Below are 24895 nucleotides of genomic sequence, written 5' to 3' on the forward strand. Positions count from 1 at the left end.
GGCTACATGTCGCCGGTCGAGTTCAGGGAAGCGGGGCTGTCCCTCCCGGAATCGTCCAAATAGATGTTGCCAATCCAAGATGGGCCGCGACCTTGGCGCGCAGCTCCGCGGCCCCGAAGGGCTTGCGGACGTAGTCGTCGGCGCCCAGGCCGTAGCCGGCCACGGCGTCCTCCTCGGCCACGCGCGCGGTCAGGAAGATGATGGGCCCGTCGAAGTCCGGGCGGATCTGTCGCACGAGCTCGAAGCCGTCGAGCCCCGGCATCATGACGTCGCAGAGCACGAGGTCGAAGCGCGAGAGGTTCGTCCCCGGGACCGCCGTCGGGTCCGCTGCCTTGACGACCTCATGGCCGTCGCGGCCGAGGACGCGCGCGAGCGCGTCGAGGATCGCCCGCTCATCATCCACTGCCAGTATCCTTGCCATGTTCGACCTCCTGAAACTCCCGTCGGCATTGTACTTGCGCCGCGCTCAGCGGTCCAGAGCCCCGCGCGCAGCCGCGGGCGCGGGCGCCCACATGGCAATCTCGGGGTTGGGCAGCACACGGTCGGCGATCGAGCGCAGCGCCGACCCCCAGCCGGCGTCGAGCAGGGCATTCCCGCCCAGGACGAGCGCTGCGGAGAGGAGGACGAGCGCGGCGGCGAGCGGCTTCCTACGCATCTGCCCTCCCGTCCTCGAAGCGGCAGAACCAGGCGATAAGGACGGCGGCGGTTGCCAGGGTGAGCACGAGGCCAGCGAGCGCAGTCGTGAGGAGAGGGCCCGCCGCGCGTGCGGCGTCGATGAAGGCCTCTACCCCGAGCGACCCCAGGCGCGCGGGCCAGGCGAGCGGCACCCAGCTCAGGGGCGTCGCCAGGGCACCGGTGAGCTCGCCGGTCATGAGGCCGTGCGCAAGTCCGCCCACTGAGAAGAACGCGAGGAGCATCCCCGCCGCGCCGGCGCCGATGGCGGCGTTGCGGCCGAGGCGCAGGGCCACGCCGAGCCCCAGCGCGTAGAGGGGCAGGCTGCCCAGCACGATGCCCACCCAGGCGGCCGCAAGCGGAGCGGGCCCGAGCGGCAGGCGCCCGGCGACGGCGAGCACGGCCCCGAACACGCCGAGCGCCACGACCAGCGCGCCCGCGCCGAGCGCCGCAAGGGCGAGTAGCTTCGCCGCGACGGCGCGCCCGCGCGAGGGGACCGCCGTGAGGTTGGCGAGGCGCCCGGCAGCGCGCTCCTCGTCCACGGCGAGCCCGCAGACGATGGCGGACATGAGCGGCATGAGGGCGCCGAGGAACTGGGCGTAGGCGTCCGCGCCCAGCGCCGGGTCCCATCGGGTTATGGAGAAGTACTCGCCGCAGGCAAGACCGGCTGCCAGGCCGCAGACGAGGTGCACCGCCGTGAGCGGGGAGCGCGCCAGGCGCAGGGCCTCGGAGAGCAGGGCCCGCGGGAGAGTCATGCGCGGCGTCGGGTCGGGGAGTCGTGTCATGGCCATCACCTCTCCTCGGAGCGCGCGAACCAGGCCGCGCCCGCCGCCGTGAGCGCGGCGAACGCGAGCGCGCAGACCGCAAGGCCCGCCAGTGTGAGCATGCCGTCCGCCGCGAGCGCCCCGCCGAGCGCCATGTCCGCCGCGAGTGGCTCGCCGCTCGGCAGCACGGGGATGAAGCTCGTGGGGATGACCATGCTCGCCGACGGCGGAAAGAGCTGCGGCAGCGGCATCAGCGACCAGGCGAACCCACCCACGAGCTGCGCGGCGAGCGGGCAGAAGATGCCCGCGAGCATGCCGAGCCGCGCCGTGAGAAAGAGCCCTGCGGGGATCATCCACGCCGCGGTCACCGTGTTGACGAGCGCGCAGAGGAGCATCGTGAGGGTGCCCGCGGCCGTGAGGCACTGCGAGGAGAACGCCGATCCCGCGAGGTAGATGCCGAAGACCACGAGGTTCGAGAGCGTGCAGAGCGCGAGGCACCAGAGCGCCTTGGCCCACCAGGCGCGCCCGAGCGGGAAGCCCAGGCCCAGAAGCCCCCGCATCCGCGTGCGAGCGTCCGCCCGCGCGACGCACGCCACCACGAGCGAGAGAGACACGGGCAGGAAGAGCGCGTACCAGTAGTTCCACGCGCTGAAGATCTGCACGCCCCGGTAGGGCATCGCGCCGAGCAGCGGCATCGGCAGCGCCATGAGCACGGCCAGGCGAACCGGTGCCGCGTGGCGCGACTTCAGGGCCTCGGCGCGCAGGCCCGCGAGCGGGCCGCCTTTCTCGCCCGTCATGCCGCCACCTCCCCGCGCGCTCGTCGCCCTTCCCGGCAGACGCTCATGAAGAGTTCCTCGAGGTCCTGCCCGGGTCGAAGCGCATCCTCGTAGGCGAGGCGCCCCCCGTAGATGATGCCGATGGTGTCCGCCATCTGCTGCACCTCGGAGAGGATGTGGCTCGAGACGATCACCGTCGTGCCCGCCGCCGCGAAGCCGCGGATCTGGTCGCGCAGCTCCTCGATGCCGATGGGGTCGAGGCCGTTGGTGGGCTCGTCGAGCACGAGCAGGCGTGGCCGGGCGATCAGCGCCAGCGCGAGCCCCAGGCGCTGCCGCATGCCCATCGAGAAGCGCCCGGCGCGCTTCTTCCCGGTGTCCGCGAGGTCCACGGCGGCGAGCACCTCATCTACGCGGCTCTCGGGAAGGCCCAGCAGCGTGGTGCGCACGCGCAGGTTCTCGCGCGCGGTGAGGTTGGGGTAGAGCGGCGCCTCCTCGATGAGGCTGCCGATTGCGTAGAGGTCCTCGCGGCGCCAGGCGTGCCCGGCAAAGAGGATCTCCCCGGCCGTCGGCCGCAGCATCCCGCAGATCATCTTGAGCGTTGTCGACTTGCCGGCGCCGTTGGGGCCGAGCAGCCCGTACACCTCGCCCTCGCGGATATGAAGGCTCACGTCGGCTACGGCGTCCTGCGCCTGGTCGCCGCTGCCGAAGCGCTTGGTGAGCCCGCGCGTCTCGAGCATGTAACCCATGGGTTCGTCCTTTCTCTTCCGGGCGCGCGGGCCGAGTCGCCGTGCCCGCGCGCCTTACCTTTCGGGTTCACCATCCATGGTGGGGCGCGTTTCTAACGAAGCTGTAACGGCCGTTGGGCTCTTTTGGCGCCAGCCCTTCTCGACCCGTACGCCACTCATGGTATGTTTATCGCGATAACAAGGACGGAGGTGCCCGTGGCACGCAATAAGTACCCGGAGGAGACGGTCGAGAAGATTCTCGACGTTGCCGAGCGGCTCCTCGTGGAGCGCGGCTACGAGCACACCACGATGATCTGAAGAGCAATACGCTAAACCGAAAAAGGCAAACCCTGGAGACGCGATTTTCGCCATAACGAGCAAGAATATCGAAGATGTCTGCACGCCATTGGCGTAGGAAGGGGAACAGCCAGTTGCAATCAGCGGACACTCTTGCGCGTATGCGACCGAAAGCATTATCCCGAGATACCTAGCATATTTAATCAGGGCTGCCAGTGGCAGCGTGAGGGCAATCTAGGGGTGGCGGTTCTGCCCGCTGTCGTCCCGTGCTGATTTTGGCTTGCGAGGCGATTCTGCTATCCTGCGAGTTGAAAAGGTTCCATCCCGGTGACAAGAGCTCCCCTGCTCTTCCGCGAACAGCGGATAGCCGGGGTGGTCGTTTGTTAGTAGTACTTTTTTGAACGATAAAGTTACCGTGATAATCAAGCGGTTGACTGCCGTTGCCTAAGCAGTCTTGTTATATCGTTGCCACAGTCCCCGGCGCAGTGCGCAGCTCCTGCCGAATCTTCCGAAAGCGTTTCGGGACTTTGGCAAGCTCCATCTTCTGCGGGGCATCGACCGTACCCGCTTCCTTCGCCGTTTCGTAATACCAGCACTTGTAATCCACCATCTCCATGGTGTGCTGCAATTCCTCCATCTGCTGTTTCAGAACTTCTTGTTGGCGCCGGAACATGGCAAGGCGCAAATCGATGGTGTCGTCTCCTTGCAGCGCCATCTCGATGTACTGCCGGATGTCCTTGATGGACATCCCGGCTTTCTTCATGCAGCCGATCACCTGCAGCCATTCGATATCCGATTCCCGGAACATGCGAATGCCACCGGAGGAGCGCTCCACGAAGGGCAGCAGCCCCTCCTTGTCGTAGTAGCGCAAGGTGGACGCCGCAACCCCCAGCAGTTTCGCCATTTCCCCCACCGTATAGACCATCTGAAAACCCCTCCGAATTATTCCAGAATCCCCTTGACCTAAAGTTAACTTTAAGTTCTAGGATGCACATGAAGTTCAAAGGAAGCATGCTTCCAAACAGAATGTTTGTCAATCATAAGGAGGGGAATCGAACGTGAACAGGCCGTATGTTTTCTGCCACATGATGTGCGCTTTGGACGGAAAGATCATGGGCGGTTACATGGGAACGCCGCAGGGCAAAGCGGCGGGCGATGCGTTCTACGACATCGCCTTCGGGAAAGAGCCCTTTTACCATCACCAGGGCTGGCTGTCCGGCAGGGTGACGACGGACGACAACTTCACCTTCTACAGGAAGCCGGACCTGGACGAAGATGCGCCGGCCGTTCCGGCAGGTGATTTCATCGCGCAGCCGGACTTCGGAATGTTCTATGTCTCCGTGGACCCCCACGGCAAACTGGGATGGGAAAGCAGCGCCCTGCGCTATGTGGACACCACCGCCCATGTCGTCGAGGTGCTGACAGAGCAGGTCGGCAACGCCTACAGGGCATTTTTGAGAAAGCTGGGAATCTCGTACATCATCGCGGGAGAAACGGAGCTGGATCACGGCCTGGCCCTTTCCAAGCTGAAAGAAGAATTCAACATCGAGACCCTGATGCTGGGCGGTGGCGGCGTGCTGAACTGGTCGTTCCTGCAAGCGGGGATGTGCGATGAGATCAGCATCGTGTTGGCGGCGGCAGACGGAAGCCCGGATACGCCGCCGGTTTTCCGAGCCGTGGAAGGCATTTCGGAGAGCAAGGCCCTTGGCTTCACGCTGAAAGAGGCGAAGGCCATGGACGGCGGGGCGGTCTGGCTGCGCTATGGCGTGAATGGATGATCCTTAGTAGGAGGTTTCAATTATGAGGTATGAACGAAAAGAGCAGTTCGAGAAGGTCAACGCATTCGGTACGGGAACGGCGAACACCGCCTATGCCCAGTACTTCACCGGTGATTCGTTCCTGAATCCGCTGACCGATCCGGAAGGCGGCCTATTCGCCGCCAACGTGACCTTCGAGCCGGGATGCCGCAACAACTGGCATATCCACCACGCGGACAAAGGAGGCGGTCAGCTCCTGCTCTGCACGGCTGGCGAGGGCTGGTACCAGGAGGAAGGCAAGGCCGCCGTCAGCCTGCACGAGGGCTCCGTCGTGATGATCCCCGCCAACGTCAAGCACTGGCACGGAGCGAAGAAGGACAGCTGGTTCAGCCATATCGCCGTGGAGGTTCCCGGCGAGAATTGCGAGAACGAGTGGTGCGAGCCGGTATCCCATGAAGAGTACGCAAAGCTGTAGGGAGGAACGAAACATGGCAGTCAAGCAGACGGCAGGCAGAGATGCCCTGGGCGAATTCGCCCCGAAATTCGCGGAACTGAACGATGACGTGCTCTTCGGAGAGGTCTGGAGCCGAGAGGGGCAGCTCAGCCTCCGTGACCGCTCCCTCGTGACCGTCGTCGCGCTGATGGCTCAGGGGCTTACCGATGAGAGTTTCCGCTATCACCTGACGGAGGCAAAGAAGAACGGTATTACAAAAGAAGAAATCGCGGAGGTCGTGACCCATGCAGCCTTCTACTGCGGCTGGCCCAAGGCGTGGGCGGTTTTCCGCATGGCAAAGGATATCTGGGGCGAGGAGTAGAACGATGATCTTGAATGAAACCTACCCGTTGACAAACGGAGTTCAGGTTCCCAAGCTGGGACTGGGCACCTGGTTCATCGACGATGCCGAGGCGGCGGAAGCCGTTCGCGAGGCGGTAAAGCTGGGCTATCGCCTGATCGACACCGCGCAGGCCTACGGAAACGAACGCGGCGTCGGCGAGGGCGTGCGCACCTGCGGCGTTCGCCGGGAAGAGCTTTTCGTCGCCAGCAAGATCGCGGCAGAGCTGAAGACCTACGAGGATGCGGCGAAGTCCATCGATGAGACGCTGGAGAGGATGGGGCTCGGCTACCTCGACCAGATGATCATCCACTCTCCCCAGCCGTGGAGCGAGTTCCGTGTGGAGAAGCGCTATTTCGAGGAGAACAAGGAGGTCTGGCGTGCGTTGGAGGATGCGCGGGCGGCGGGCAAGGTCAAGGTAATCGGCGTGTCCAACTTCCTGCAAGATGACCTTGAGAACCTCCTGAGCTCTTGCCGCGTGATGCCCATGGTCAATCAGATCCTCCTGCACATCACCAACACCGATTCGGCATTGGTGGACTTCTGCAAGGCGCAGGGCATTTAGGTGGAGGCATACTCTCCCATCGCCCACGGCGAGGCGCTGAAGAATCCGGCGATCGTTAAGATGGCAGAGAAGTACGGCGTATCTGCCGCCCAGCTCTGCATCCGCTATGTCCTTCAGCTTGGAGCCGTTGCGCTTCCCAAGACGGCAGATCCCGCCCACATGGAAAGCAACGCGGACGTGGATTTCGTGATCTCCGAGGAAGATATGGAAACTCTCAAGAACATGGAGCGCATCGCCAACTATGGTGACTTCAGCGCATTTCCCGTGTTCAGCGGGAAGCCTCTTGCATGAGGAGCAAGCGTGAAATGAAAACCTTGATTCTGTACTACTCCTACGGAGGCAACACGAAGCGCATCGCCGAGATGATCCAGAGGGAAATCGGCGGGGATATTGCTCGTATGGATACGGTTGTTCCCTACGATGGCGATTATGATGAAGTCGTCAATCAGGGGCAGCGTGAGATTGCCGAGGGTTATTGCCCGGAACTGAAGCCGCTGCACATTGGCTGGAGAGATTACGACACCATCATCCTGGGTTCTCCTGTCTGGTGGTACACCTTTGCGCCCGCCATGCGCAGTTTCCTGGAGCGGGCTGACCTGACCGGGAAGATCGTGTATCCGTTTGCCACCAATGGCGGCTGGCTGGGACACGCGCTGAAGGACTTTGAGGAAGCCTGCAAGGGCGCAATCGTGAAACCGGGCCTCGATGTGCAGTTCGATGAATCCATGCTCCGTACTTCTGAGAAAGATATTCAGGCATGGATTGATACAATCTGCAGATAATCGATCTACAGCTTTCGGCATCCGCCACAGAGCTGGCAAGGATTTGGGGCAAAACGAAAGCTCAACGCCCTGAGTTCGAAGTGATTATATTGTAACTGTCTTGGCTTTTATTCCCGGAACCGACAAAGCGTGCCTCCGCCTCTTTTGCGTGAAGCCGGCCGGGATGTGAGGTAGTTTTGCGTCAGCAGATTAGTGCAAGGGGCCAACGGACGGGGCTTCATTGGCCCCTTGCGCATCGATTGCGAATTAGAACATGATAGCGTCGTCGGCTGTGAAGGCATTAAGGGACCCCTGCTTGACCTGGATGCAGACGTATGTGATGCCCGAGTCGGACGCGGCGCGGAGCTGGCGGTGTGCGGCGGGGGAAATGCGCAGCCAGTCGCCGGCTGCAAGCTCGATTTCCTCACCGTCGATCGTGACCGAGCCCGCGCCTTCGAGCACGCCATAGATTTCCTCGTTTTCCTTGTGTGCATGGACGAACGGAACGCCAGCGCCGGCGGGAAGATTGTTGACACTCACCTCTGTCCCGGTAAGCCCGAGCACCTCGTGCAGCTCGACACGGCTCTCATTACCGATGTGGGTCTTTGCATAATTAGCCATAATGGTTCCTCTCTTGGGGTTGATTTACCTTGCAGGCATCTCCTGCGTGAGATATATTCAACGCGAAGGCGCATGCAAATACGAGTACGCACATATTTGTAACTGCGTACTTTTTTGTGAAACCGGTATGGTCAAGGAGGTTGGGTCTCCCGTGATGGCGAAAGAGGAGCTTCCGGAGTGTCCGGTCGCAACGGCGGTAACGCTCATTGGCGGCAAGTGGAAGCTGCTCATTATCCGTAACTTGCGCGTACGCCCCTGGCGTTTCAACGAGTTGCGCCGCAGCCTTGAGGGGATCTCTCAGAAGGTGCTTACCGATAGCCTGCGGCAGATGGAGGATGATGGGCTGGTCTTTCGCCATGACTATGGCGAGAATCCTCCCCGCGTTGAGTATGGCCTTACCGAGCTCGGCCGCCAGATGATGCCCATCATGGACTCGCTCGCAGACTTCGGCGCTTATTACAAGACGGTCGTTTCGTAGCGGACGCTCTGCTTAGGGGGCGGAAAACCGCTACGAGGGTGCTAACGAAGACCTGTCCCGAATCAACGCGCGCCTGCGGCATGAAGGAGGGAGATTCTTATGAATATCGTTGTATTGAGTGGTAGCCCGCGCAAGGGCGCCAATACCGACACCATGGTCGAGGCGTTTGCCGAGACCGCGCGTGAGGGCGGCAATACGGTCGAGGACGTCCGTGTTGCCAGCAAGAAAATCGCTGGTTGCCTGGGGTGTCAGTATTGCTTCGCCCATGAGGGCACTTGCGTGCAGAAGGATGACATGGCCGACGTGATCGAGTCGCTGAAAGGCGCCGATATGGTTGTCTTCGCTTCGCCTATCTACTGGTTTGATATCACTGCGCAGGAGAAGGCCGCCATCGACCGCCTGTACGCCTTCGGTGCTACAGGCTTCCCGTTCGCCAAGACGGCCCTTTTGCTCGATAGCCACAGCGAGGGCGTCTATGATGCGGCGATTGCTATGTATAGGGCCACATGCGCGTACTGCAAGTGGGAGGACCAGGGCATTGTCACCATTAGCGGCATGACCGAGCGCGACAGCATGGCCTCCTCGCCCAAGTTGGAAGAGGTGCGAGAGCTCGCTCGCAAGCTCGCCTAAGGACAAGAAGAACGCATGGCAATCGGTGTTGGTGGAAAATGCTTGCTATCCTTACCAAGAGGAATGCTGATTGCCATGCGTTGATGCTTCCGCGGACAATTCCGGCGTGCTAAAACGCCTTCTCGTTCAAGAATTCCCTGAACGCGGGAATGTCAAAGCCAACGAGACCACGCCCGCGCTCTCCAATGACGCCGTCCTCCAGGAGGCGGCGTTTGTATTGGCTTGTGTAGTTGCTGGCGACGCCCATGCGTTTGGCTATCTCCGAGACCCTGCTGGGGCCAGAATCGGGCAGCATCGCGAGCAAAAACTCAATGTCTTTATCGGAAAGCTCTCGATAGGTCGTTTCGAGAGAAGCCCGATGCCATGCTTCTCGAGTTGCCTGAAGATGCCATTCATGCACGTGCGCCAGTTGCCCTGGGCTTCTTGAACATATGTCCAATCGATGCCCACTGGACCAATTTGAACGCCGTTCATGCGCGCGTGAGACTGTGAAAGGTAGCTATCTGCCGCTTCTTTGGTTCGCTCGATAATATCTTCGAGCATGCCTGGCATGGCGGAGCCATTTGCTGTACTCCATGGTGGCTCCTTTGCAAGTTTTGCTAATTTTTGCAACTTTTGCTAACTTTTGCGATTTTTGCTAACGGCTTAGGACGGTGCGGGAAGCCCCCGTATCGTCGACATTTCCGAGGATGACCTCCGCAACGAGCGGGGCCCGGGGCGCGATATTGCTGCGCTCCGGGCCCCGCTGCTTTGTAAAACTATGGCGGTTCTGCCGTCGTCCTAATCAAACAAACTTGGCATGTCGTTTTCTTTCATAAGGGCACCGGCGGAGGGGAGGCTCTGCGCGGTGAACTTCTCGGCCGAGACGCCGGCGCCAAGGATCTCTTCGGTTGTGCCGACGGTGGTGACCGAGCGGCCCTTCTTGGCCGTAAAGGCCTGGACACCCTGCGTGTTGGTAGTCGTCTTGGTCTTGAGCAGCGACGTGTTGAAGTTCATCAGGCGGTAGTCGCTCGAGACCAGCGCGATGTCGCGGTCCTCCTTGAGCACCTGGGCATACAGCAGCTTGCTGCCGCCGTAGATGGCGTTCTTGAGGCGTTTGCGGTTGGTCTTGGTGACGTATCCAGAAAGCGCGACGCGCACCACGCGGCCGTTTTCAAAGACAAACAGCACGTCGGCCTTATAGTCCTCGGGGTCGATGACCCAGATGACGCTCTCGTCGGGTTCCATCTCAAGATCGGTGGGCAGGTACGAGCCCAGCTGGGCCGACTTGGTGTCCTCAAACGCCGCAACCTTGCACTTGTACACCTGGCTCTTGTTGGTAAAGACCAGCAGCTCGTGGGTGTTGGAGGACGGGAGCTCGATAAAGGGTTTGTCGCCGTCCTTGTACTTGAGCGTGGTCGCCTTCTTGAGTACGCGGTCCGTCATCTTCTTAAGGTAGCCATCGCGCGAAAGCATGATGGTAACCGGATATTCCTCGACCTCGGGCTCCAAGCTTACCTCGATAACCTCATGGGGCTCGATCCTGCCCGTGCGGCGCGGCATCACATACTTCTTGTTGACCGCGGCCAGCTCGTCGCTGATGACCTTCTTGATGTTCTCCTCGCTGGAGAGGATTTCCTCAAGCTCGGCAATCTCGCCCTCAAGCTTGGCGATGTCCTTGGTGCGGTTGAGGATGTACTCCTCGTTGATGTTGCGGAGCTTAAGTTCGGCAACAAACTCGGCCTGGGTCTCGTCGATGTCGAAACCCTTCATAAGGTTGGGCACGACCTCGGCTTCGAGCTTGGTGCCGCGGATGATGGCGATGGCCTTGTCGATGTCGAGCAAGATTGCCTCAAGGCCGTGCAGCAGGTGCAGGCGCTCGGACTTTTTGCCCAGGTCAAAGTTAATGCGGCGACGTGTGGACTCAATACGCCACTTGACCCACTCGTGCAGGATCTGGCGCACGCCCATAACGCGAGGGTAACCATCGACCAGCACGTTGAAGTTGCACGAGAACGAATCCTGCAGCGTGGTCGAGCGATAGAGCTTGGCCATGAGCTTGTCGGGGTCGACGCCGCGCTTAAGGTCGATAGCGATGCGCAAGCCCGAGAGGTCGGTTTCGTCGCGGATGTCTGCGATCTCCTTGACCTTGCCCTCTTTGGAGAGCTTGACGATGCGCTCGATGATGACATCGGTCTTAGTGGTGTAGGGAATCTCGTAGACCTCGATGATGCGCTCTTCGGGAATCCAACGCCAGCGGGAGCGAATCTGGAAGCTACCCAGTCCGGTCTCGACAATCTTTTCCATCTCCTCGCGGCGGTAGATGATCTCGCCGCCGGTCGAGAAGTCGGGCATGGGCATATACTCAAGCAGGTCGCAGTCGGGATCCTGCAGGTAGTGCATGGTGGCGGTGCAGACCTCGTTGAGGTTGAAACCGCAGATGTCGGACGCCATGGCGACGCCGATGCCCTTATTGGCTGAGACGAGGATGTTCGGGAACGTGGTGGGCAGCAGGCGCGGCTCCTTCATGGCGCCGTCGTAGCTGTCGACGAAGTCGACCGGGTCCTTGTCGATGTCCTTGAAGATTTCGGCGCTGATGGGGGAGAGCTTGGCCTCGGTATAACGCGAGGCGGCGTAGCTCAGGTCGCCCGAATAGTACTTGCCAAAGTTGCCCTTCGACTCCACGAAGGGTGCAAGAAGCGCCTCGTTGCCGGTGGCCAGGCGCACCATCGTCTCGTAGATCGCGGCGTCGCCGTGCGGGTTGAGTTTCATGGTCTGACCCACGATGTTGGCGCTCTTCTGGCGCTCGCCCTTGAGCAGGCCCATCTTGTACATGGTGTAGAGCAGCTTGCGGTGCGAGGGCTTAAAGCCGTCGATCTCGGGGAACGCACGCGAGACGTTGACGCTCATGGCGTAGGGCATGTAGTTGACCTCGAGCGTCTGCGTGATCGGCTGGTCGGTGACCTCGGAGTGCAGGCCGATGACGTTCTCGGCGTTGACCTGCTTTTTCTTTGGCTGGTTCTTCGTCTTCTTCTTTGCCACGATTTCCTCTTGAACTTCTTATGGGCCGTCGTTATCGATTTACTGCTATTGCAGGTCCAGCTGGTCCAGGTATTCCTTGCCGTGCTCGGAGATATGGCGCTTGCGGCCCGCCTCGTCGTTGCCGAGCAACAGGTTGAACATGGTTTCCATCTTGGTGACGTCCTCGGGCTCAACCTTGATCAGGCGACGCGTCTCGGGGTTCATGGTGGTGAGCCACATCATGTCCGGGTCGTTCTCACCAAGACCCTTAGAGCGGTTGATGGAGCACTTTTGGTCGCCGATTTCCTTGAGGATGCCGTTCTTCTCGAGCTCGGTGTAGGCAAAGTAGGTCTTCTCTTTGCAGTTGATCTCGTAGAGCGGCGATTCGGCGATATACACGTAGCCCTCGTCGATAAGCGTGGGCACCAGGCGGTAGAGCATGGTGAGCACGAGCGTGCGGATGTGATAACCGTCGACGTCGGCGTCCGTACAGATAATGACCTTGTTCCAGTTGAGGTTGTCCAGGTCGAAGGCACCGAGGTTCTTGATGCGCTTGTCCTTGATCTCCACGCCGCAGCCCAGCACGCGCATGAGGTCCATGATGATGTCGGACTTAAAGATGCGCGGATAGTCTTCCTTCAGGCAGTTGAGGATCTTACCGCGGACGGGCATAACGCCTTGGAACTCGGCATCGCGCGAGGTGCGAATGGCGCCTGCTGCCGAGTCGCCCTCTACGATGTAGATCTCGCGGCGGCTCTTGTCCTTGGAGCGGCAGTCGATGAACTTCTGCACGCGGTTGGCCATGTCGGTCTTCTGCTGTAGGTTGGTCTTGATGCTCTGACGCGTCTTCTCGGCGTTCTCGCGCGAACGCTTGTTGATGAGCACCTGCTCCATGATCTTGTTGGCAGCGTCTTTGTTCTCGATTAGGTAGGTCGAGAGCCGCTCCTTAAAGAAGGCCGTCATAGCTTGCTGGATAAAGCGGTTGTTGATGGCCTTCTTAGTCTGGTTTTCATAGGACGTCTGGGTGGAGAAGCAGTTGGTCACCAGCACCAGACAGTCCTGGACGTCCTGCCACTTAATGCCGCTCTCGTTTTTGTTGTACTTGCCCTGTTGCTTAATGTAAGCATCGATGGCACTGGTCAGAGCGCTGCGGGCGGCCTTCTCGGGTGAGCCTCCGTTCTCGAGCCACGATGAGTTGTGGTAGTACTCCTGCATCATGAAGGTGCGCGAGAAGCACATGCACGCGGTGATCTTTACATTGTAGTCGGGCAGGTCCTCGCGATCGCGACCGCGACGGTCGGCCTCGATAAAGAAGGGCTCGGTGAGGTAGTCGGTACCGACCTTCTCGAGCACGTAGTCCTCGATGCCCTTGGGATAGCAAAAATCCTCTTCGGAAAACTCGCCATCGTCGCCCTCGATACGCAGGCGGAAGGTCACGTTGGCGTTGACCACGGCCTGGCGGCGCATTGTCTCGCGATACCAATCGTGGGGGATGCTGATGGAGGTAAAGACCTCAAGATCGGGACGCCACTTAATGGTGGTGCCGGTGCGATCCTCGCCGCTGGGCTCAATCTCGAGTGCCTTCTTTTTGGCACCGACGACCTTGCCCTTCTTAAAGTGCAGGGAGTACTTGTTGCCGTCGCGCCAAACCGTGACGTCCATGTATTCGGAGGCGTACTGGGTCGCGCACGAGCCCAGGCCGTTGGTACCGAGCGAGAAGTCGTAGTCGCCGCCCTGGTTGTTGTTGTATTTGCCACCTGCGTAGAGCTCGCAAAAGACGAGCTCCCAGTTAAAGCGCTTCTCGGAGGGGTTCCAGTCGAGCGGGCAGCCGCGGCCGTTGTCCTCTACCTGAATGGAACCATCGCGAAAGGCGGTAAGGGTGATGAGCTTGCCGTAGCCCTGGCGCGCCTCGTCAACGGCGTTGGACAGGATCTCGAAGGCGGCATGCGCGCAGCCGTCGAGTCCGTCCGAGCCAAAGATGACGGCGGGGCGCAGGCGTACGCGCTCCTCGTCCTTGAGCTGGCGGATACTGTCGTTACCATAGTTTGCGGTGTTTTTTGCCATACTCGCTCTCTCGGTGCTCCTTTGCTGCGTTTAAGTCATATAGATAGTCAAGGTAGCATAGCCCAGCCCACAGACGATTCCAACCAACACGAAATCCATCGAACAACCGTTCGATTAGATAATGAATGCTTGGAATGCGGGAGGGACCTGTCCTGTCCTATCCAAACATCTGCGGCAGGTCGATGAAGACGGTTCGATCGCTTTCGCCAGCTTCGAAGCCCGAACGGGAGAAGAATCCATAGCGATGGCACTTGAGTCCCGTTGCCTCGACTTGGGCGATTTCCTCGTCGACCATTTTTTGCGTGATGGGGGATTTGCGGAACTTTGCTTCGTAGAATGCGTAGCCCTCGGGGTCTTGCGTTACCACATCGAATTCGCCGCTCGTTTTGTTTGCGGGGTCGTCGTACCAGTACTTGCCTATGGCGTCGAAAGCCGGTTCGATCTTGCCGGTCCTGTTCTGCCGCACGAGGTATTGACGGCAGATCTCCTCGAACATATGAGGAACGTAGTTTTCCTCGAAGTCTTGGAAGACGTGACGATCATAGAAGACTTCCGGGTCGAGCAGCTGACGCGCTGAGGCATTGCGGAAAACATAGCGATAGTAAAAGAGCGAAAGCGAATCCACTACAAAGTAGCCAGACTTGCGCTTGTTCGTAGGGTCGTTGATGGGTGCACGCTTTTGGACGATTTCGAGTGACATGAGCTTGTCGAGCACGTCTGCCATGGCCGGACCGCTCGAGACGTGCGACTGTGCCAGCACGTCCCCCCAACGGGAGTAGCCTTGTGCGAGAGCCCCGAAAACTTCGTTGGCGTTGGTCATCTTCGAGATCTCGGCGTTGAGATAGGACGGCACCTCGCTTTCTAAGCGGGCGCCAGGTTCCGTGACGAGCTCGATGATGTTGTCGCGTACGCTTTGGGATTGATCGATGAGGCGATTGTAAAAGGGGATACCGCCAAAAACGCTATAGAGCCGCACCTTGTCCTCGGGCGAGAACGCGGGATAGAACTTCGCAGCGTCAAAGTAATCCATGGGCTTAAGCTCAAGCGCGAGATCAATTCGCCCGTAGAGGGGGCTTTCATGCTCGATGAGGGATTTCATAATCTCAACGTAGGAGCCGCACAGGACAATGTTTAAACGTGAGTCTTCCCTGTGGGCGTCGATTGAGGTCTGAAGAATGCTGTCTAAGCCTTTAACCGCATCTCTCAAGTAGGGGTATTCGTCGAGAACGAGGGTAATGTTCTTGTCTTTAGCTTGGGCAAACAGAAATTCGATGAGCTCGCGGATGCCTGTGAAGGCGAGCGGAGGAAAGCTCAGCGCTTCAGCAACAAGGACGGACAGACTCTCGAGGTTGTCTGCCTCGGAGGTTTGGCGGCACTCGTAATAGACCGTTGCGACGTCCGACAAATCGGTTAGCGCCTGCTTGATGAGCTCACTTTTTCCGACGCGACGCCTGCCGTAAATGAGAACATTGCGCTGCTCGGGTGCTTTGAGCGTTTTCTTAATACGGGCGAGCTCACGCTCCCTGCCAATAAATTCCACTTACTCGGTTCCTTCCGACTCGGTTTTGTCCGAGTTAATTGTAATCGCATGGATCAGTTTATGCTCGAGTTTACTCGGACAAAACCGAGTCGGTTCTGCCCGAGTAAATTTGAAGGCGGCCGAATGCGTCTTGCTGCGTTTGCGGTTGGATACGTTGTCGAAAACGTGTCGTGCGGATTGTTGGATCGAATCGAACATTGGGACAGACGTCTCGTTTTATGGGCCGGGGGCGTGCATGTGCGAGTTCTTTTGGCCCATAAGGAACGCTGGTGGGTCGTTATTTGGGCCACGGGTCACTTCGCCGGCGCCGTGTTTCGTCATACGCTCATAGTGGAAGCCGATGCCACGGGGTCGACTTGGGACTCGGGCAATGGATGAGCTGCAAGCCGAAAGGAGCGGTGAGAATGATGAGGCCCATGACAAAGAAACTGCTGTTAGGAATTCCCACCGTGACGCTTTCGGCCGTGCTGGCGTGTACAGTGGCCGGCTGTGGCGGTAGTGCTCCGAGCGGCTCGCCTGGCGGTTCGGGCGGCAGCGCGCCTGTGCAGGAAAAGCCCAGGGCCTATGATTCGCAGACGGTCGAGGTGGCAGGCATTACCTATGAGTCGGTGGCTCACGGTACGTTCTATCGCGGCGATGCCAAGCTGCAGGACGGCTTTTACCTGCACATCAAGATCACCAACAACAACACAAAGAACAGGACGTTCAGTTCCTTTAACGTGCATGCTGCCCAGGGCGATCTTGAGGCAGGCGACCCGTTGTTTACTTCCGGCAAGGCGGCCGTGCTCGACTACGTTGCAAGCGAGGCTCCCGATGAGTTGCACGAGGGCATCGACCTTTCCGAGAGGCCAGATATCGGCCCGGGCGAGACCGTTGAGTACGTGTATTTCTGGGCGCCCAAGACGGCGTACTACGGGCCCATCACTGTCGAGTTCGTAGACGCTTATGCCCCCGCCAAGAATCATGAGGCCATGCACTTTGACACCACGGGATGCGAGACCAAGGAGTTCAAGGCGGCCGGCGGCGTGGCCGATTCTGGCGAGAAGGCAGATTTAACGGGCATCGACTGCGCATCGTACAGCATCGAGGCCGCCGATGGGTACACGCTGGATTCGTCCGACGAAGAGCGCGAAAAGGCAAACTTCTTCCACGACGAGACTGGAGGACGCCTGAACATCAGCATCTTCCCGCGCTCGCCGGAGGAAGAGGTTGCAAGCCTAGAGCAGGTCTACGAAGGCAAGGAGACAACAACCGACCAGGTCGAGTACAACGGCATAACGTGGCTGCGCTTTACCGGTCCCGACAACGGCCATACGCTGTTTGCGACGGCTCCCGCGACGGGCGAGACCGTCCGCGTGTCGATTGGCTGGAAGATCGATTGGGACGCCGCCGCGCCCATGATGGAGGCATTGAAGCTCAAGTAGCGGGTTGCGATTCCCATGTCAGGCGACTCAGGGCTGGCTCCGAGTTATCGGGGCCAGCCCCTTTTGGTGTCCGATGAGCCGAGTCGGCGTCTCTCACAAAAGTAACTAGGAGCTAGCGAGACCTATCCGAATTGACCTCATTGGCGGTGTCTTTTTCGAGCGCCGTGCGGCGGGCGCTGTAGGCGATGAGGCCGGCGCCTGCCGCGGCGAGTGCTGTAGCGGCTGCCGTAAGGGGAGCATTGACATCGCCCGTGCCAGCGAGCGCGCCCGCTTTTCCGGAGCGCTTGTTATTGCTGTGGTCCTTGCCACTGCCGGAGCTCCTTCCGCCGGAGCCGCCGCCCTCGTCGGTACCGCCGCCACTCGAGCCGCCATCGTCGTCTGCTGTCATCGGGGCGTCGTGAAGTTCTGTCGTATCCGCGCTGTCGCATACGCCGACCTGAACTTCTGAGCGTTCGCATGCCGCGTCGGGCACATGAAGCTCGTGCAGTACGGCACCCAGCGCCGAGTTTGCGCCCGGTCGAATTTCCTCGAGCGTTACGGGATCGAGCGCCACCAGATTACGCGCCTTCGCATACAGCGTTACGCGTTTGCCCACTTCGTCGCTCCAACTCTCGGGGATAGCGAAGCTCATGCGGAACTGTGCCGTGCAACCCGGTGCCAGCACGGCGTTGCCACTGTCGGCTACCAGCGGGTGCGTTGCAAAAGGTGTGCCCAGCGTTTCGAGCGCGTACTTCACGTGTGCCATGTCGTTGACCGAAGCGTCCTCGGCAAGCTCTGGATCGTAGATCGATGCCATGCGTGTGTTCGCTCCGAACCCGATGGATGCGCTGGAGAACGGCTGGCTGGAGCCCTCTCGGTACAGATCGATTGTGCCGGCGGTCAGCAAGGTGTTGCCGTCGTTTCGCACCGTGACCATGAAGGATTCGCCTGCTGCTCCGGGCACCACCGCGCCCGAGGTAGCGACTGCGCCCGTCGGAGTGGCACACGCCACCAAGGGCACTTCGATGCCGTGTAGTTCTGCCTCGCTCTTCTCCGCGCTCACAATGTGCGTGGCGAGCGCGGAGAGCATGCTCCCCGACGTCAAAAATGTCGTTATCTGATCGACGGGATGGTCCAGCTCGCACATCACGAACGGCTCCGTAAACAGATCGCCTGCCAAGGTGCTGGCGAAGATGCGGAAGTGCTTGCCCATCACTGCTACCGGGTTGCCTTCTTCGTCGTAGGTTTGCCCCACCTTGCCATCGGTGTTCTCTACATAGAGCACGCACCTGCCGTTGTTGCTTACGCTAAACGATGCCGGGCCACAGCCTGCGGCACCCACGGGCTGCGTTGCAAATGCCGATGCGCCTCGCGTCCACGTAACATGCTGCAGTTGCTCGTTGACGGTAGCCAAAAAGCCCGTGTGCTGCGGCCACGGCACCGCGTGGGGTACTGTGGCATCTGGCGACATAACGCCCCAGCTCGCAATGGACTGGCCGATCACGGCGTACGATGCACAGCCACAACCGCCTGCGGTCTCGTATGCAATGGGCACCACCATTTTGCCGTTGATATTCTCGGGCGCGCCGAGCTCGATGCTCGACGGTGCCTGCGGAAAGCGGAGGACCTGACGGAACGTGAGACTGTCGCCCGAAACGTCCGACCACAGGGTAAAGCACTCCAGCGCAACCTCGGCCTCGCTGCCGAGCGTCTTTTCTGCGGTGGTTCCGCGGCGGTGGAGGTAGGCGCCCGACAGGCGCCCGTCGACAAGTGTCTTGCCCACCGTGATGCGTGGGCACTGCAGGCAATGGTAGCCATCCTCCTGAAGGCGGCCGCGCGAGATGCTGCGCCACGACGTGTGCGATATCACGCGAACTCCGTCGTTGCTTATGCGCAGGCGCACAACGGACAGTATGCCGGATGTGCTCGCCGTATCGAAAAGGGTGTTGTCGCCGGCGGGGCGCTCGCCCGAGACCAGCAGCACGTAGGCGTCCTGGTTTCCTCTTCCGTCCGTATATTCCACTACGTCGAAGTCGTAATCGTATATGCTGTCGCGCTCCACGTCGCCCTCGCCAAACCCAAGGGGAAAGTCCACAGGCGTGGGAGCGGACCACGTCCCGTTTGCCTTTGTGTGTACCACCAGGCGCGAGCGACCATTGTCGCCGTAGCGCACCGAGGCGATACGGAACAGGCATTCTACGCCGGCAATCATTGCCAGCTTCATGTGGGCTTCGCTGAGCACGCCAGCAAACAGCACGTTGTCGCTCGAGGGCTTGATGCCGCCACGCTCGTCCTCCGACACGCCGGCAGAATCGGCGTTCGGGTCGGCAACGGTGTTCGTTGCCTGACCGATGTAGGTGTACTCATACATCGGCGCGGCGTTTTCGTCGTTCTCTATCAGTGCATGGACGAAATGCTCGATCTGTCCCGTGTCGTCGCTTTCTGCATCCGCCTCGAGCTCAATGCGCGTGACCGCCCGATCCCAATCGCGCACGACAGGCGCGGCGTTTACGGCAGCGGCCTTAACCTCGGCGCGTGCGAGCAGTTCGGCGTTGGTGACGATGGTGGCCGATGCGATAAATTGCGGCACGCCGCCCGCCTCAATGTTGCCGGCCGAGCCGAAGCAGGCATCCAGCGTATAAGGCGTATCTCCACCCAATGCGAGCTCAGAGCGCTGGAGCACATACTGGTCGCCATTGTTCACCGACATATTCCACGAATCGATGAGCGTGGGCCACGATCCCGACCAAGCCTTGGTGGTCCACTTGAACATTACGAACTGGAGTATCACATCGACATCGACGTCTGCACCCACGCGCAGCCGCGGAAGCTGGTGCCCGTCCGCCTTCTCGTACCCAATGAACAGGGTGAGGGATGCGGCGCCACGCACGGCAGACGAGGCGACGCCTGCAACGCCGGCGCCAAAGGTAACGGCAAGCCCGATCTGGATGGTGAATGAGCCCGACGTGTTGGAATAGTCGAGCGAAATGTTCTTGAAAAACGCCGCGCCGCTGCCGTGCGTGTGGGCACCCACGGCGAGCGCCAGCTTCGCCAGCACCCAGGGGTTGACGTTTAGGAAAAAGGGCACCGGTCCTAGGGTAAACTGCTCGGTCCAATTGAGGTCGGTTCTTACCTGGAAGAGGGCCTTAATATTGCCGTATGCGGGGTCGTTGTTGCTGCCCCAGGTTTTGCCTACCCAATCGTAGGCGAGCGATCCGTACACCTGTGTGGCGATATCCATCGTGAACAGCAGCGTGCAATGGTGACGAAGGAGCTTGGTGTTTCTTGGATCAGTGCCCGAACCGGCACTCATGCTCTTGTACTGATTCCACTTCCCTTCCATCTCGTCGAGGTAGCGGTTTGCCTGCTTGGCGCCCGACTCGCGCGGCGATTTCTTCCAGTATTCCGGATCAGGGTTGCCCGAATCGTTCATATAGCTGGCTGGTTTGTATCCTCCGCCAAACAGCACGTACCCGGCAAAAGAGAAATCGAACAAAATGGGGAATGAGGGCATCCAGCACGTGAACTTATTGCCGCCGATGCCGGGAAACGCCGCCGGAAAATCAAACGGAGTGATCTCTTGGTCCATGGTAGTAGGAATGATGGTGGTCGAGCCCGATTCTGCCTTTGCGGCCGGCGCGGTGACAACGGCCATGGGAGAGGAGAGCGTGTAGGTTTTGCCCTGATAGTCGAGCACAAAGCGCAGCTTGCATCCTTCCTCCAGAAGGCCCGATGCCGCATCGAGGAACTTGTCTTCGAGCGTGAATGTCGCCAGATTATCCGAACCCGATGCACCGGCCTTGACTTGGCCAATTTGCGTGACGGTTTCGGGCGAGCTGCCCGTGGCGGGCAATACCTTGTTGATGCACAGCGTTGCCTGTCCACCCTGTGGCAGATGTGCCTGCACGGTAAAGGAGTGCGTATCGGGCTGTTCGTTTGCCGTGTCGTCCTTCGGCAATGCCATGAACGTGGCTTCAGCGTACTGGATGTCCCATTCGTCGAATGTGAGCTGGCGAAAGTACGGCTCGCCATCGGAGAGCGGACGTGTGGGTGCGGTAATGGCGGTGCCGCCTTGGACACGCGCGAGGGGAATCTCGACATCGCGGTAGCCTTTCATGCTGATGGAGATACCGCCGTTAAAGTCGTACGCGTCAAGGAGTGTTGCCTCGTCCACGTAGCCTTCCGAAAGCGGCGCGACCTCAAAAATGGCCGTGCCTTCGTCATCGGTAGTGGCGGTGAGCTGCTTGCCTGCGGCATAGCGCGATGTGAGCGTGACCTGGGCACCCGCGATGGGCGTATTCTTGTTGGCGACATCGACCACGACCACACCAAACATGGTGCGCGAGAGAACGAGCACCCTGAAGGGGTCTTTTTCGTCGGCATAGGCTTCGGTGGGCGCGAACGGCAATATGAAGGCGTTTGCGCTTCCTGGCACGCGCGGCAACATAATGCTCGCCAGCGAGGACGCTCCGGCAACAAGTAACGAACGGCGATCAAGCATCTTTGGCTCCCATCCCGCAGGCATCGGTGGAAATAATCCAATTTTGCGAGAAGGCATCCTGTCACGGTAGTGCCGTTCGATGGCCAAAATGTCCAATTTGAGCGCGCGAAAGCGTCAGGCCCCCCGGAGCGCTTTCGATACGCCGGGCAGTCTGGCCGCTAGCGCAACATGTGGGCAACCAGCTCGGCGCGAGTTCCGATACCAAGCTTGGCATACACTCCTGATAGGCGGTTTTTAACAGTGCCCGGCGATACTTCCATGTGGCGTGCGATTTCGGCGTTGGTCCATCCGCGGCAGGCGAGCATGGCCACGGTGAATTCCGTGGTCGTTAGATCGTCGGCCACGTCCTCGCCCGAATCAGGGTTGTGGATGCGCCGCCAGCCGTAGCTGAAGCGGTACGTGATCTCGATGATGCGCGCGAAGTCGTCTGGGTATTGCGTTTTTAGGCACGCCTCGATGAGCCCCTGTAAAAGGCCGTGGTGCTCGCCAATGAGCTCGATAAGGCCGTCGGGGCGCGCAATGCCCCAAGCGGCTCCGAAGTGTGCCTTTGCGGCGTCGATGTCCTTGAGGCTCATGCATGCCATGGAGGCTGCCAGGTGCAGGAACAGTTCCGAGATCGGATAACTTCCCTGTTTCATAATCAGGGCGTTTTCCGCCATGCCCAGGCTGCGGCCGTATTCGCCGCGCAGATACAAGGCGTGCGCCATCACGTAGCTGGCGAACAGGCGCAGGCCTTCGGGCAGATGCGCCGCAAGTGGATAAAACTCTTCGGCAGAATACGGGGAAGGCAAGTGCAGCAGGACGCTTGCGGCCGAGGCGAACAGGATATGCGTGGCGTGGATAGCGGATGATTCCTCGTCGGCCGGCGTATCGAGGATGCCCGCAAGGCACCGGCGGGCGTCGGCGATACGGTTGAGCGACAGACTGGCATATCCGCAGATAAAGCATGCGGAATAGCGCAGTGCGGGGTCGGTGGCGTCAAGATAGGGGCGTGCTGTCTTGGCAGCGAGGGTGGCCTGTCCGCGAAAGTACAGCGCTTCTGCCGTGGCGATGGTGCGTGAATCGGGGTCGGAAATGCCTGCAACCGCAGCGTCAATCTGCCCCGGCACAAAGGCGGTGCACATCAACGGCATGGGAACGCATGGGTAGCCATCGCAGTCCATCTTCCATCTCCCAACAGCTGGCAACAATGCAGCAATTGTACTCCTGTTGCTCGGGACCGGAATTTGTGGGTATCGCCTACGATTATGCCGAACGTATAAAGGAAGAGTCTATTGGCGATGCTCCCAAGGTGGCTACTGAAGCCTAGCTGGCCTCGACATTAGGAAAAATTGCCGCCCCTACAAAAAGCTCTGCCGCAGCGATGGGAAACGCATCTTCTGGGCATTCCGGCGTCTCCAGCCAGCGCTGGACTGCTGCTGTCGCCTGCGCGTTGGCGAGCGAGGCGTGGGGACCGTCCGGCGACCAGCGGTGACGGGCGAGCCCTGCCGCGTGTGTGGGCCTCCATCGGCGTAGACCCATGACCCCCATGGCATCGGAGAAGTCCACCATGGCGTCCAGGACCTTACCGTCCGGCATGTCCAGCCTAGCGGCTCTCTTGATTCCGAGGTCGAAGGGGGCGTTGTGCAAGGCATATGGGGCCGAGTGGAAGTGGATCAAAAGAGCGTTACTTGACGTTTCATGCATAATGCCAACCGTCCCGCGACATCACGTTCGCAGCGCGCAGGGGCCGGAGAACCTTCGCGATGAGAGTTGACGTTTAATACCTTGCATCGTATAGTGTGTATAGCACAGTATATGACGAGAGGAGGTGTGCGGATGGAGGCACAGATGAAGCGCGGCTTCCTGGAGGCCTGCGTGCTCGCGGCCGTCTCCGGCGAGGAGTCCTACGGCTACCAGATCGTGAAGGACGTACCGGCGAGCATGGGGCTCACGGAGTCGACGCTCTACCCGCTGCTCAAGCGCCTGGAGAAGGCCGGGTGCATCACGGCGCGCTCCGCCGAGCACAATGGGCGGCTGCGCCGGTACTACCGCATCACGGACGACGGGCGAGCGCGCATCGAGGAGTTCCTGGCCGAGTGGCCGTCCGTACGGGAGATTTACGCATACGTTGAGGGGGCGCACCATGACGCGTGATGAGTTTCTGGGCCGGTTGGGCGAGCTGCTCGCCTGCCTGCCGGCCGAGCAGGTGGAGGAGACCAAGGCGTTCTATGCGGAGGCCATCGCCGATCGCATGGAGGACGGTATGAGCGAGGAGGAGGCCGTGGCCGCCATGGGCACGCCCGGCGAGGTGGCGGAGGCCACGCTCGACGACCTGCCCGCCGTGCCGCGCGCGATCGCGAGGACGCGCCAGCGCAGCACCGCGCTGCTGTGGGTGCTGGCCATCGTGGGCTCCCCGGTGTGGGTGCCGCTGCTCGCCGCCTTCGCCGCCGTGGTCGTCACGGTCTATATCTGCATCTGGGTGCTGGCGCTCTGCGTGTGGATCGTCGCGGCGGCACTCGGGGGCGTGGGCGTAGTTGAGCTCCTGTTTGCCGTAAGCGGCGTCACCATCGGCCACTTCCCGTACGCCTCCGCCTCGGCGGGCGTGGGGCTCGGCCTCGTCGGCGTGGCGCTCTTCGTTGGTGCTGTCGCTTGGGCCGCCTCAAAACAAATTGCGCGCCTCTCGGCGCTCTGGGCGAGGAAGGCCGCCTCGCCCTTCTGGAAGGGTAAGGGCGAGAAGGGCGGCGCTGCCGCGCATCTCGCGGCGTAGAAAGGAGTGAGTACCATGACCAGCGCGAAGAAGATCTACCTCGCCGTGGCGGGCGGGCTCGTTGCCGCGGGTGTTGTCCTCGCGGGCATTGGCTTTATCGCTTCGGGCTTCGACCCGGCCGTGTTCACAACCCAAATCGACACGCGCGACAGCACCATCGTGCTCGGCGGCGTCGAGGTGGACGAACACGAGAGTATCCCGTTCATCAGCCAGCTCGCCAATCTGGGCGAGATCGACACCTCCGGCGTCGCGGATCCCGCCGCGCCCTAGGCGCAGCGAGCCCGGGCGCTCTGCCCGCCAAGCTGCGTAAGCCGGCGAAACCCGAACCTCAACCCCTACGCAACTGGCCCCAAGCCTGCGCCGATTCGCTCTCAGCGCCGCGCGGGGGCCCGTGACGCATGCCCAAATAGGTACGAGGAGAAAGGAACGCGATGACGACAACCACGCCCTTCCGCCTTCACGGGGCCACGCAGGACCGGAAGCGACTGGGCCGTGCGGTGGGGCTGTGCTTGGATTGGCAACATCTATTTGGACGATTCCGGGAGGGACAGCCCCGCTTCCCTGAACTCGACCGGCGACATGTAGCCCAGCGTCGAGTGGATCCTGAAGTTGTTGTACCAGTGCACGTAGTCCGAGAGCTTGGCCCGTAGCTCGCGCGTCGTGCCGAACGTCTCGCGGTGGACGAGCTCGGCCTCCCTGTTGCGGACGGGGGCGCTGGCCAGCACCTCCCCGTCGCGGTCGATCAGGCAGGCCCAGTGC

At 60.6% G+C, this 24895-nt stretch carries 25 protein-coding genes and 1 pseudogene; 13 read left to right on the plus strand and 13 right to left on the minus strand.

From position 1 onward, the window contains the following. Positions 1-22: 22 nt before the first annotated feature. From PMX21_RS08000 to PMX21_RS08020, 5 genes are read right to left on the minus strand one after another with little or no spacing between them, the layout of a single operon-like run. Positions 23-421, minus strand: a complete 399-nt coding sequence (locus PMX21_RS08000) for a response regulator transcription factor (protein WP_271759065.1) — start codon at positions 419-421, stop codon at positions 23-25. Between the two features lie 45 nt (positions 422-466). Continuing rightward, a complete protein-coding gene (locus tag PMX21_RS08005; RefSeq protein ID WP_271759066.1) occupies positions 467-655 on the minus strand; it encodes a hypothetical protein in 189 nt (62 codons plus the stop codon). After that, positions 648-1463, minus strand: a complete 816-nt coding sequence (locus PMX21_RS08010; RefSeq protein WP_271759067.1) for an ABC-2 family transporter permease — start codon at positions 1461-1463, stop codon at positions 648-650. Before PMX21_RS08010 ends, PMX21_RS08005 begins: the two co-directional genes overlap by 8 nt. After that, positions 1463-2233: an ABC-2 family transporter permease gene (locus tag PMX21_RS08015; protein ID WP_271759068.1), complete on the minus strand. Its 771-nt coding sequence runs from the start codon at positions 2231-2233 to the stop codon at positions 1463-1465. The genes PMX21_RS08010 and PMX21_RS08015 overlap by 1 nt, the downstream gene beginning before the upstream one ends. Next, complete coding sequence (locus tag PMX21_RS08020) at positions 2230-2958, minus strand: lantibiotic protection ABC transporter ATP-binding protein (protein ID WP_161160557.1); 729 nt, start codon at positions 2956-2958, stop codon at positions 2230-2232. The genes PMX21_RS08015 and PMX21_RS08020 overlap by 4 nt, the downstream gene beginning before the upstream one ends. Positions 2959-3153: 195 nt before the next feature. On the opposite strand from PMX21_RS08020, the gene PMX21_RS08025 reads away from it, so the two are divergent. Further along, a complete protein-coding gene (locus PMX21_RS08025; RefSeq protein WP_218565035.1) occupies positions 3154-3255 on the plus strand; it encodes a TetR/AcrR family transcriptional regulator in 102 nt (33 codons plus the stop codon). A gap of 436 nt (positions 3256-3691) precedes the next feature. Here the strand turns inward: PMX21_RS08025 and PMX21_RS08030 are convergent, their stop codons facing one another. After that, positions 3692-4159 (minus strand): MerR family transcriptional regulator, encoded by a 468-nt coding sequence (locus PMX21_RS08030; RefSeq protein WP_195503997.1) that lies wholly within the window; start codon positions 4157-4159, stop codon positions 3692-3694. A 133-nt stretch (positions 4160-4292) separates the two neighbouring features. On the opposite strand from PMX21_RS08030, the gene PMX21_RS08035 reads away from it, so the two are divergent. From PMX21_RS08035 to PMX21_RS08055, 5 genes and pseudogenes are all read left to right on the plus strand, one after another. After that, positions 4293-5012: a RibD family protein gene (locus tag PMX21_RS08035; RefSeq protein ID WP_271759069.1), complete on the plus strand. Its 720-nt coding sequence runs from the start codon at positions 4293-4295 to the stop codon at positions 5010-5012. Positions 5013-5034: 22 nt separating this feature from the next. Beyond that, positions 5035-5466, plus strand: a complete 432-nt coding sequence (locus PMX21_RS08040) for a cupin domain-containing protein (protein WP_271759070.1) — start codon at positions 5035-5037, stop codon at positions 5464-5466. A gap of 13 nt (positions 5467-5479) precedes the next feature. Further along, positions 5480-5806, plus strand: coding sequence for a carboxymuconolactone decarboxylase family protein (locus PMX21_RS08045; protein ID WP_271759071.1), 327 nt, complete (start codon positions 5480-5482; stop codon positions 5804-5806). Positions 5807-5810: 4 nt separating this feature from the next. Beyond that, positions 5811-6680: pseudogene (locus tag PMX21_RS08050) on the plus strand (aldo/keto reductase). A gap of 14 nt (positions 6681-6694) precedes the next feature. Continuing rightward, positions 6695-7171: a flavodoxin gene (locus tag PMX21_RS08055; RefSeq protein WP_271759072.1), complete on the plus strand. Its 477-nt coding sequence runs from the start codon at positions 6695-6697 to the stop codon at positions 7169-7171. A gap of 246 nt (positions 7172-7417) precedes the next feature. Here the strand turns inward: PMX21_RS08055 and PMX21_RS08060 are convergent, their stop codons facing one another. Next, positions 7418-7771: a cupin domain-containing protein gene (locus PMX21_RS08060; RefSeq protein ID WP_271759073.1), complete on the minus strand. Its 354-nt coding sequence runs from the start codon at positions 7769-7771 to the stop codon at positions 7418-7420. A 154-nt stretch (positions 7772-7925) separates the two neighbouring features. Between PMX21_RS08060 and PMX21_RS08065 the strand changes: the two genes are divergently transcribed. The 3 genes from PMX21_RS08065 (at position 7926) to PMX21_RS08075 (ending at position 9306) form a co-directional block, all read left to right on the plus strand. Next, positions 7926-8249 carry a winged helix-turn-helix transcriptional regulator gene (locus tag PMX21_RS08065; RefSeq protein ID WP_252200169.1) on the plus strand — a complete coding sequence of 108 codons (324 nt, stop codon included), beginning with the start codon at positions 7926-7928 and terminating at the stop codon, positions 8247-8249. A 99-nt stretch (positions 8250-8348) separates the two neighbouring features. Beyond that, positions 8349-8879, plus strand: coding sequence for a flavodoxin family protein (locus PMX21_RS08070; protein WP_271759074.1), 531 nt, complete (start codon positions 8349-8351; stop codon positions 8877-8879). Between the two features lie 70 nt (positions 8880-8949). Then, a complete protein-coding gene (locus tag PMX21_RS08075; RefSeq protein ID WP_271759075.1) occupies positions 8950-9306 on the plus strand; it encodes a hypothetical protein in 357 nt (118 codons plus the stop codon). A gap of 353 nt (positions 9307-9659) precedes the next feature. On the opposite strand, the gene PMX21_RS08080 is transcribed toward PMX21_RS08075, so the two are convergent. From PMX21_RS08080 to PMX21_RS08090, 3 genes are all read right to left on the minus strand, one after another. Continuing rightward, positions 9660-11900 (minus strand): DNA gyrase subunit A, encoded by a 2241-nt coding sequence (locus tag PMX21_RS08080; RefSeq protein ID WP_271759076.1) that lies wholly within the window; start codon positions 11898-11900, stop codon positions 9660-9662. A gap of 45 nt (positions 11901-11945) precedes the next feature. Further along, positions 11946-13943 carry a DNA gyrase/topoisomerase IV subunit B gene (locus PMX21_RS08085; protein WP_271759077.1) on the minus strand — a complete coding sequence of 666 codons (1998 nt, stop codon included), beginning with the start codon at positions 13941-13943 and terminating at the stop codon, positions 11946-11948. 157 nt (positions 13944-14100) lie between these two features. After that, on the minus strand, positions 14101-15483 hold the full coding sequence (locus PMX21_RS08090; RefSeq protein WP_271759078.1) for an ATP-binding protein: 1383 nt from the start codon (positions 15481-15483) through the stop codon (positions 14101-14103). Positions 15484-15890: 407 nt separating this feature from the next. Between PMX21_RS08090 and PMX21_RS08095 the strand changes: the two genes are divergently transcribed. Further along, entirely contained in the window at positions 15891-16907 is a 1017-nt protein-coding gene (locus tag PMX21_RS08095; RefSeq protein ID WP_161145419.1) for a hypothetical protein, read from the plus strand. A gap of 112 nt (positions 16908-17019) precedes the next feature. Here PMX21_RS08095 and PMX21_RS08100 read toward each other — a convergent pair whose 3' ends face one another. Both PMX21_RS08100 and PMX21_RS08105 read right to left on the minus strand, forming a co-directional pair. Continuing rightward, positions 17020-21387: a hypothetical protein gene (locus tag PMX21_RS08100; protein WP_271759079.1), complete on the minus strand. Its 4368-nt coding sequence runs from the start codon at positions 21385-21387 to the stop codon at positions 17020-17022. A gap of 158 nt (positions 21388-21545) precedes the next feature. Further along, the gene (locus PMX21_RS08105) at positions 21546-22550 is read right to left on the minus strand and encodes a helix-turn-helix domain-containing protein (RefSeq protein ID WP_271759080.1); all 1005 of its coding nucleotides are present in this window, start codon (positions 22548-22550) and stop codon (positions 21546-21548) included. Positions 22551-23205: 655 nt separating this feature from the next. Between PMX21_RS08105 and PMX21_RS08110 the strand changes: the two genes are divergently transcribed. The 3 genes from PMX21_RS08110 to PMX21_RS08120 are packed head-to-tail and all read left to right on the plus strand — an operon-like array spanning position 23206 to position 24406. Beyond that, the gene (locus PMX21_RS08110; protein ID WP_195621433.1) at positions 23206-23523 is read left to right on the plus strand and encodes a PadR family transcriptional regulator; all 318 of its coding nucleotides are present in this window, start codon (positions 23206-23208) and stop codon (positions 23521-23523) included. Next, positions 23513-24136, plus strand: a complete 624-nt coding sequence (locus PMX21_RS08115; RefSeq protein ID WP_271759081.1) for a DUF1700 domain-containing protein — start codon at positions 23513-23515, stop codon at positions 24134-24136. Before PMX21_RS08110 ends, PMX21_RS08115 begins: the two co-directional genes overlap by 11 nt. A 15-nt stretch (positions 24137-24151) precedes the next feature. Further along, positions 24152-24406, plus strand: coding sequence for a hypothetical protein (locus PMX21_RS08120; RefSeq protein WP_195919734.1), 255 nt, complete (start codon positions 24152-24154; stop codon positions 24404-24406). Positions 24407-24660: 254 nt separating this feature from the next. Here the strand turns inward: PMX21_RS08120 and PMX21_RS08125 are convergent. Then, positions 24661-24895: IS3 family transposase (locus PMX21_RS08125; RefSeq protein WP_271759082.1), on the minus strand; the 235-nt coding region annotated here is incomplete at its 5' end.

Source organism: Collinsella aerofaciens (genome assembly GCF_028209885.1).
In the GTDB taxonomy this organism is placed as follows: domain Bacteria; phylum Actinomycetota; class Coriobacteriia; order Coriobacteriales; family Coriobacteriaceae; genus Collinsella; species Collinsella aerofaciens_BA.

What these genes read in the sequence shown, in the direction of transcription:
- PMX21_RS08000 (WP_271759065.1), bottom strand. Translation starts at nt 421, where the DNA reads ATGGCAAGGATACTGGCAGTGGATGATGAGCGGGCGATCCTCGACGCG.
- PMX21_RS08005 (WP_271759066.1), bottom strand. Translation starts at nt 655, where the DNA reads ATGCGTAGGAAGCCGCTCGCCGCCGCGCTCGTCCTCCTCTCCGCAGCG.
- PMX21_RS08010 (WP_271759067.1), bottom strand. Translation starts at nt 1,463, where the DNA reads ATGGCCATGACACGACTCCCCGACCCGACGCCGCGCATGACTCTCCCG.
- PMX21_RS08015 (WP_271759068.1), bottom strand. Translation starts at nt 2,233, where the DNA reads ATGACGGGCGAGAAAGGCGGCCCGCTCGCGGGCCTGCGCGCCGAGGCC.
- PMX21_RS08020 (WP_161160557.1), bottom strand. Translation starts at nt 2,958, where the DNA reads ATGGGTTACATGCTCGAGACGCGCGGGCTCACCAAGCGCTTCGGCAGC.
- PMX21_RS08030 (WP_195503997.1), bottom strand. Translation starts at nt 4,159, where the DNA reads ATGGTCTATACGGTGGGGGAAATGGCGAAACTGCTGGGGGTTGCGGCG.
- PMX21_RS08040 (WP_271759070.1), top strand. Translation starts at nt 5,035, where the DNA reads ATGAGGTATGAACGAAAAGAGCAGTTCGAGAAGGTCAACGCATTCGGT.
- PMX21_RS08045 (WP_271759071.1), top strand. Translation starts at nt 5,480, where the DNA reads ATGGCAGTCAAGCAGACGGCAGGCAGAGATGCCCTGGGCGAATTCGCC.
- PMX21_RS08055 (WP_271759072.1), top strand. Translation starts at nt 6,695, where the DNA reads ATGAAAACCTTGATTCTGTACTACTCCTACGGAGGCAACACGAAGCGC.
- PMX21_RS08060 (WP_271759073.1), bottom strand. Translation starts at nt 7,771, where the DNA reads ATGGCTAATTATGCAAAGACCCACATCGGTAATGAGAGCCGTGTCGAG.
- PMX21_RS08065 (WP_252200169.1), top strand. Translation starts at nt 7,926, where the DNA reads ATGGCGAAAGAGGAGCTTCCGGAGTGTCCGGTCGCAACGGCGGTAACG.
- PMX21_RS08070 (WP_271759074.1), top strand. Translation starts at nt 8,349, where the DNA reads ATGAATATCGTTGTATTGAGTGGTAGCCCGCGCAAGGGCGCCAATACC.
- PMX21_RS08085 (WP_271759077.1), bottom strand. Translation starts at nt 13,943, where the DNA reads ATGGCAAAAAACACCGCAAACTATGGTAACGACAGTATCCGCCAGCTC.
- PMX21_RS08095 (WP_161145419.1), top strand. Translation starts at nt 15,891, where the DNA reads ATGAGGCCCATGACAAAGAAACTGCTGTTAGGAATTCCCACCGTGACG.
- PMX21_RS08100 (WP_271759079.1), bottom strand. Translation starts at nt 21,387, where the DNA reads ATGCTTGATCGCCGTTCGTTACTTGTTGCCGGAGCGTCCTCGCTGGCG.
- PMX21_RS08105 (WP_271759080.1), bottom strand. Translation starts at nt 22,550, where the DNA reads ATGGACTGCGATGGCTACCCATGCGTTCCCATGCCGTTGATGTGCACC.
- PMX21_RS08110 (WP_195621433.1), top strand. Translation starts at nt 23,206, where the DNA reads ATGGAGGCACAGATGAAGCGCGGCTTCCTGGAGGCCTGCGTGCTCGCG.
- PMX21_RS08115 (WP_271759081.1), top strand. Translation starts at nt 23,513, where the DNA reads ATGACGCGTGATGAGTTTCTGGGCCGGTTGGGCGAGCTGCTCGCCTGC.
- PMX21_RS08120 (WP_195919734.1), top strand. Translation starts at nt 24,152, where the DNA reads ATGACCAGCGCGAAGAAGATCTACCTCGCCGTGGCGGGCGGGCTCGTT.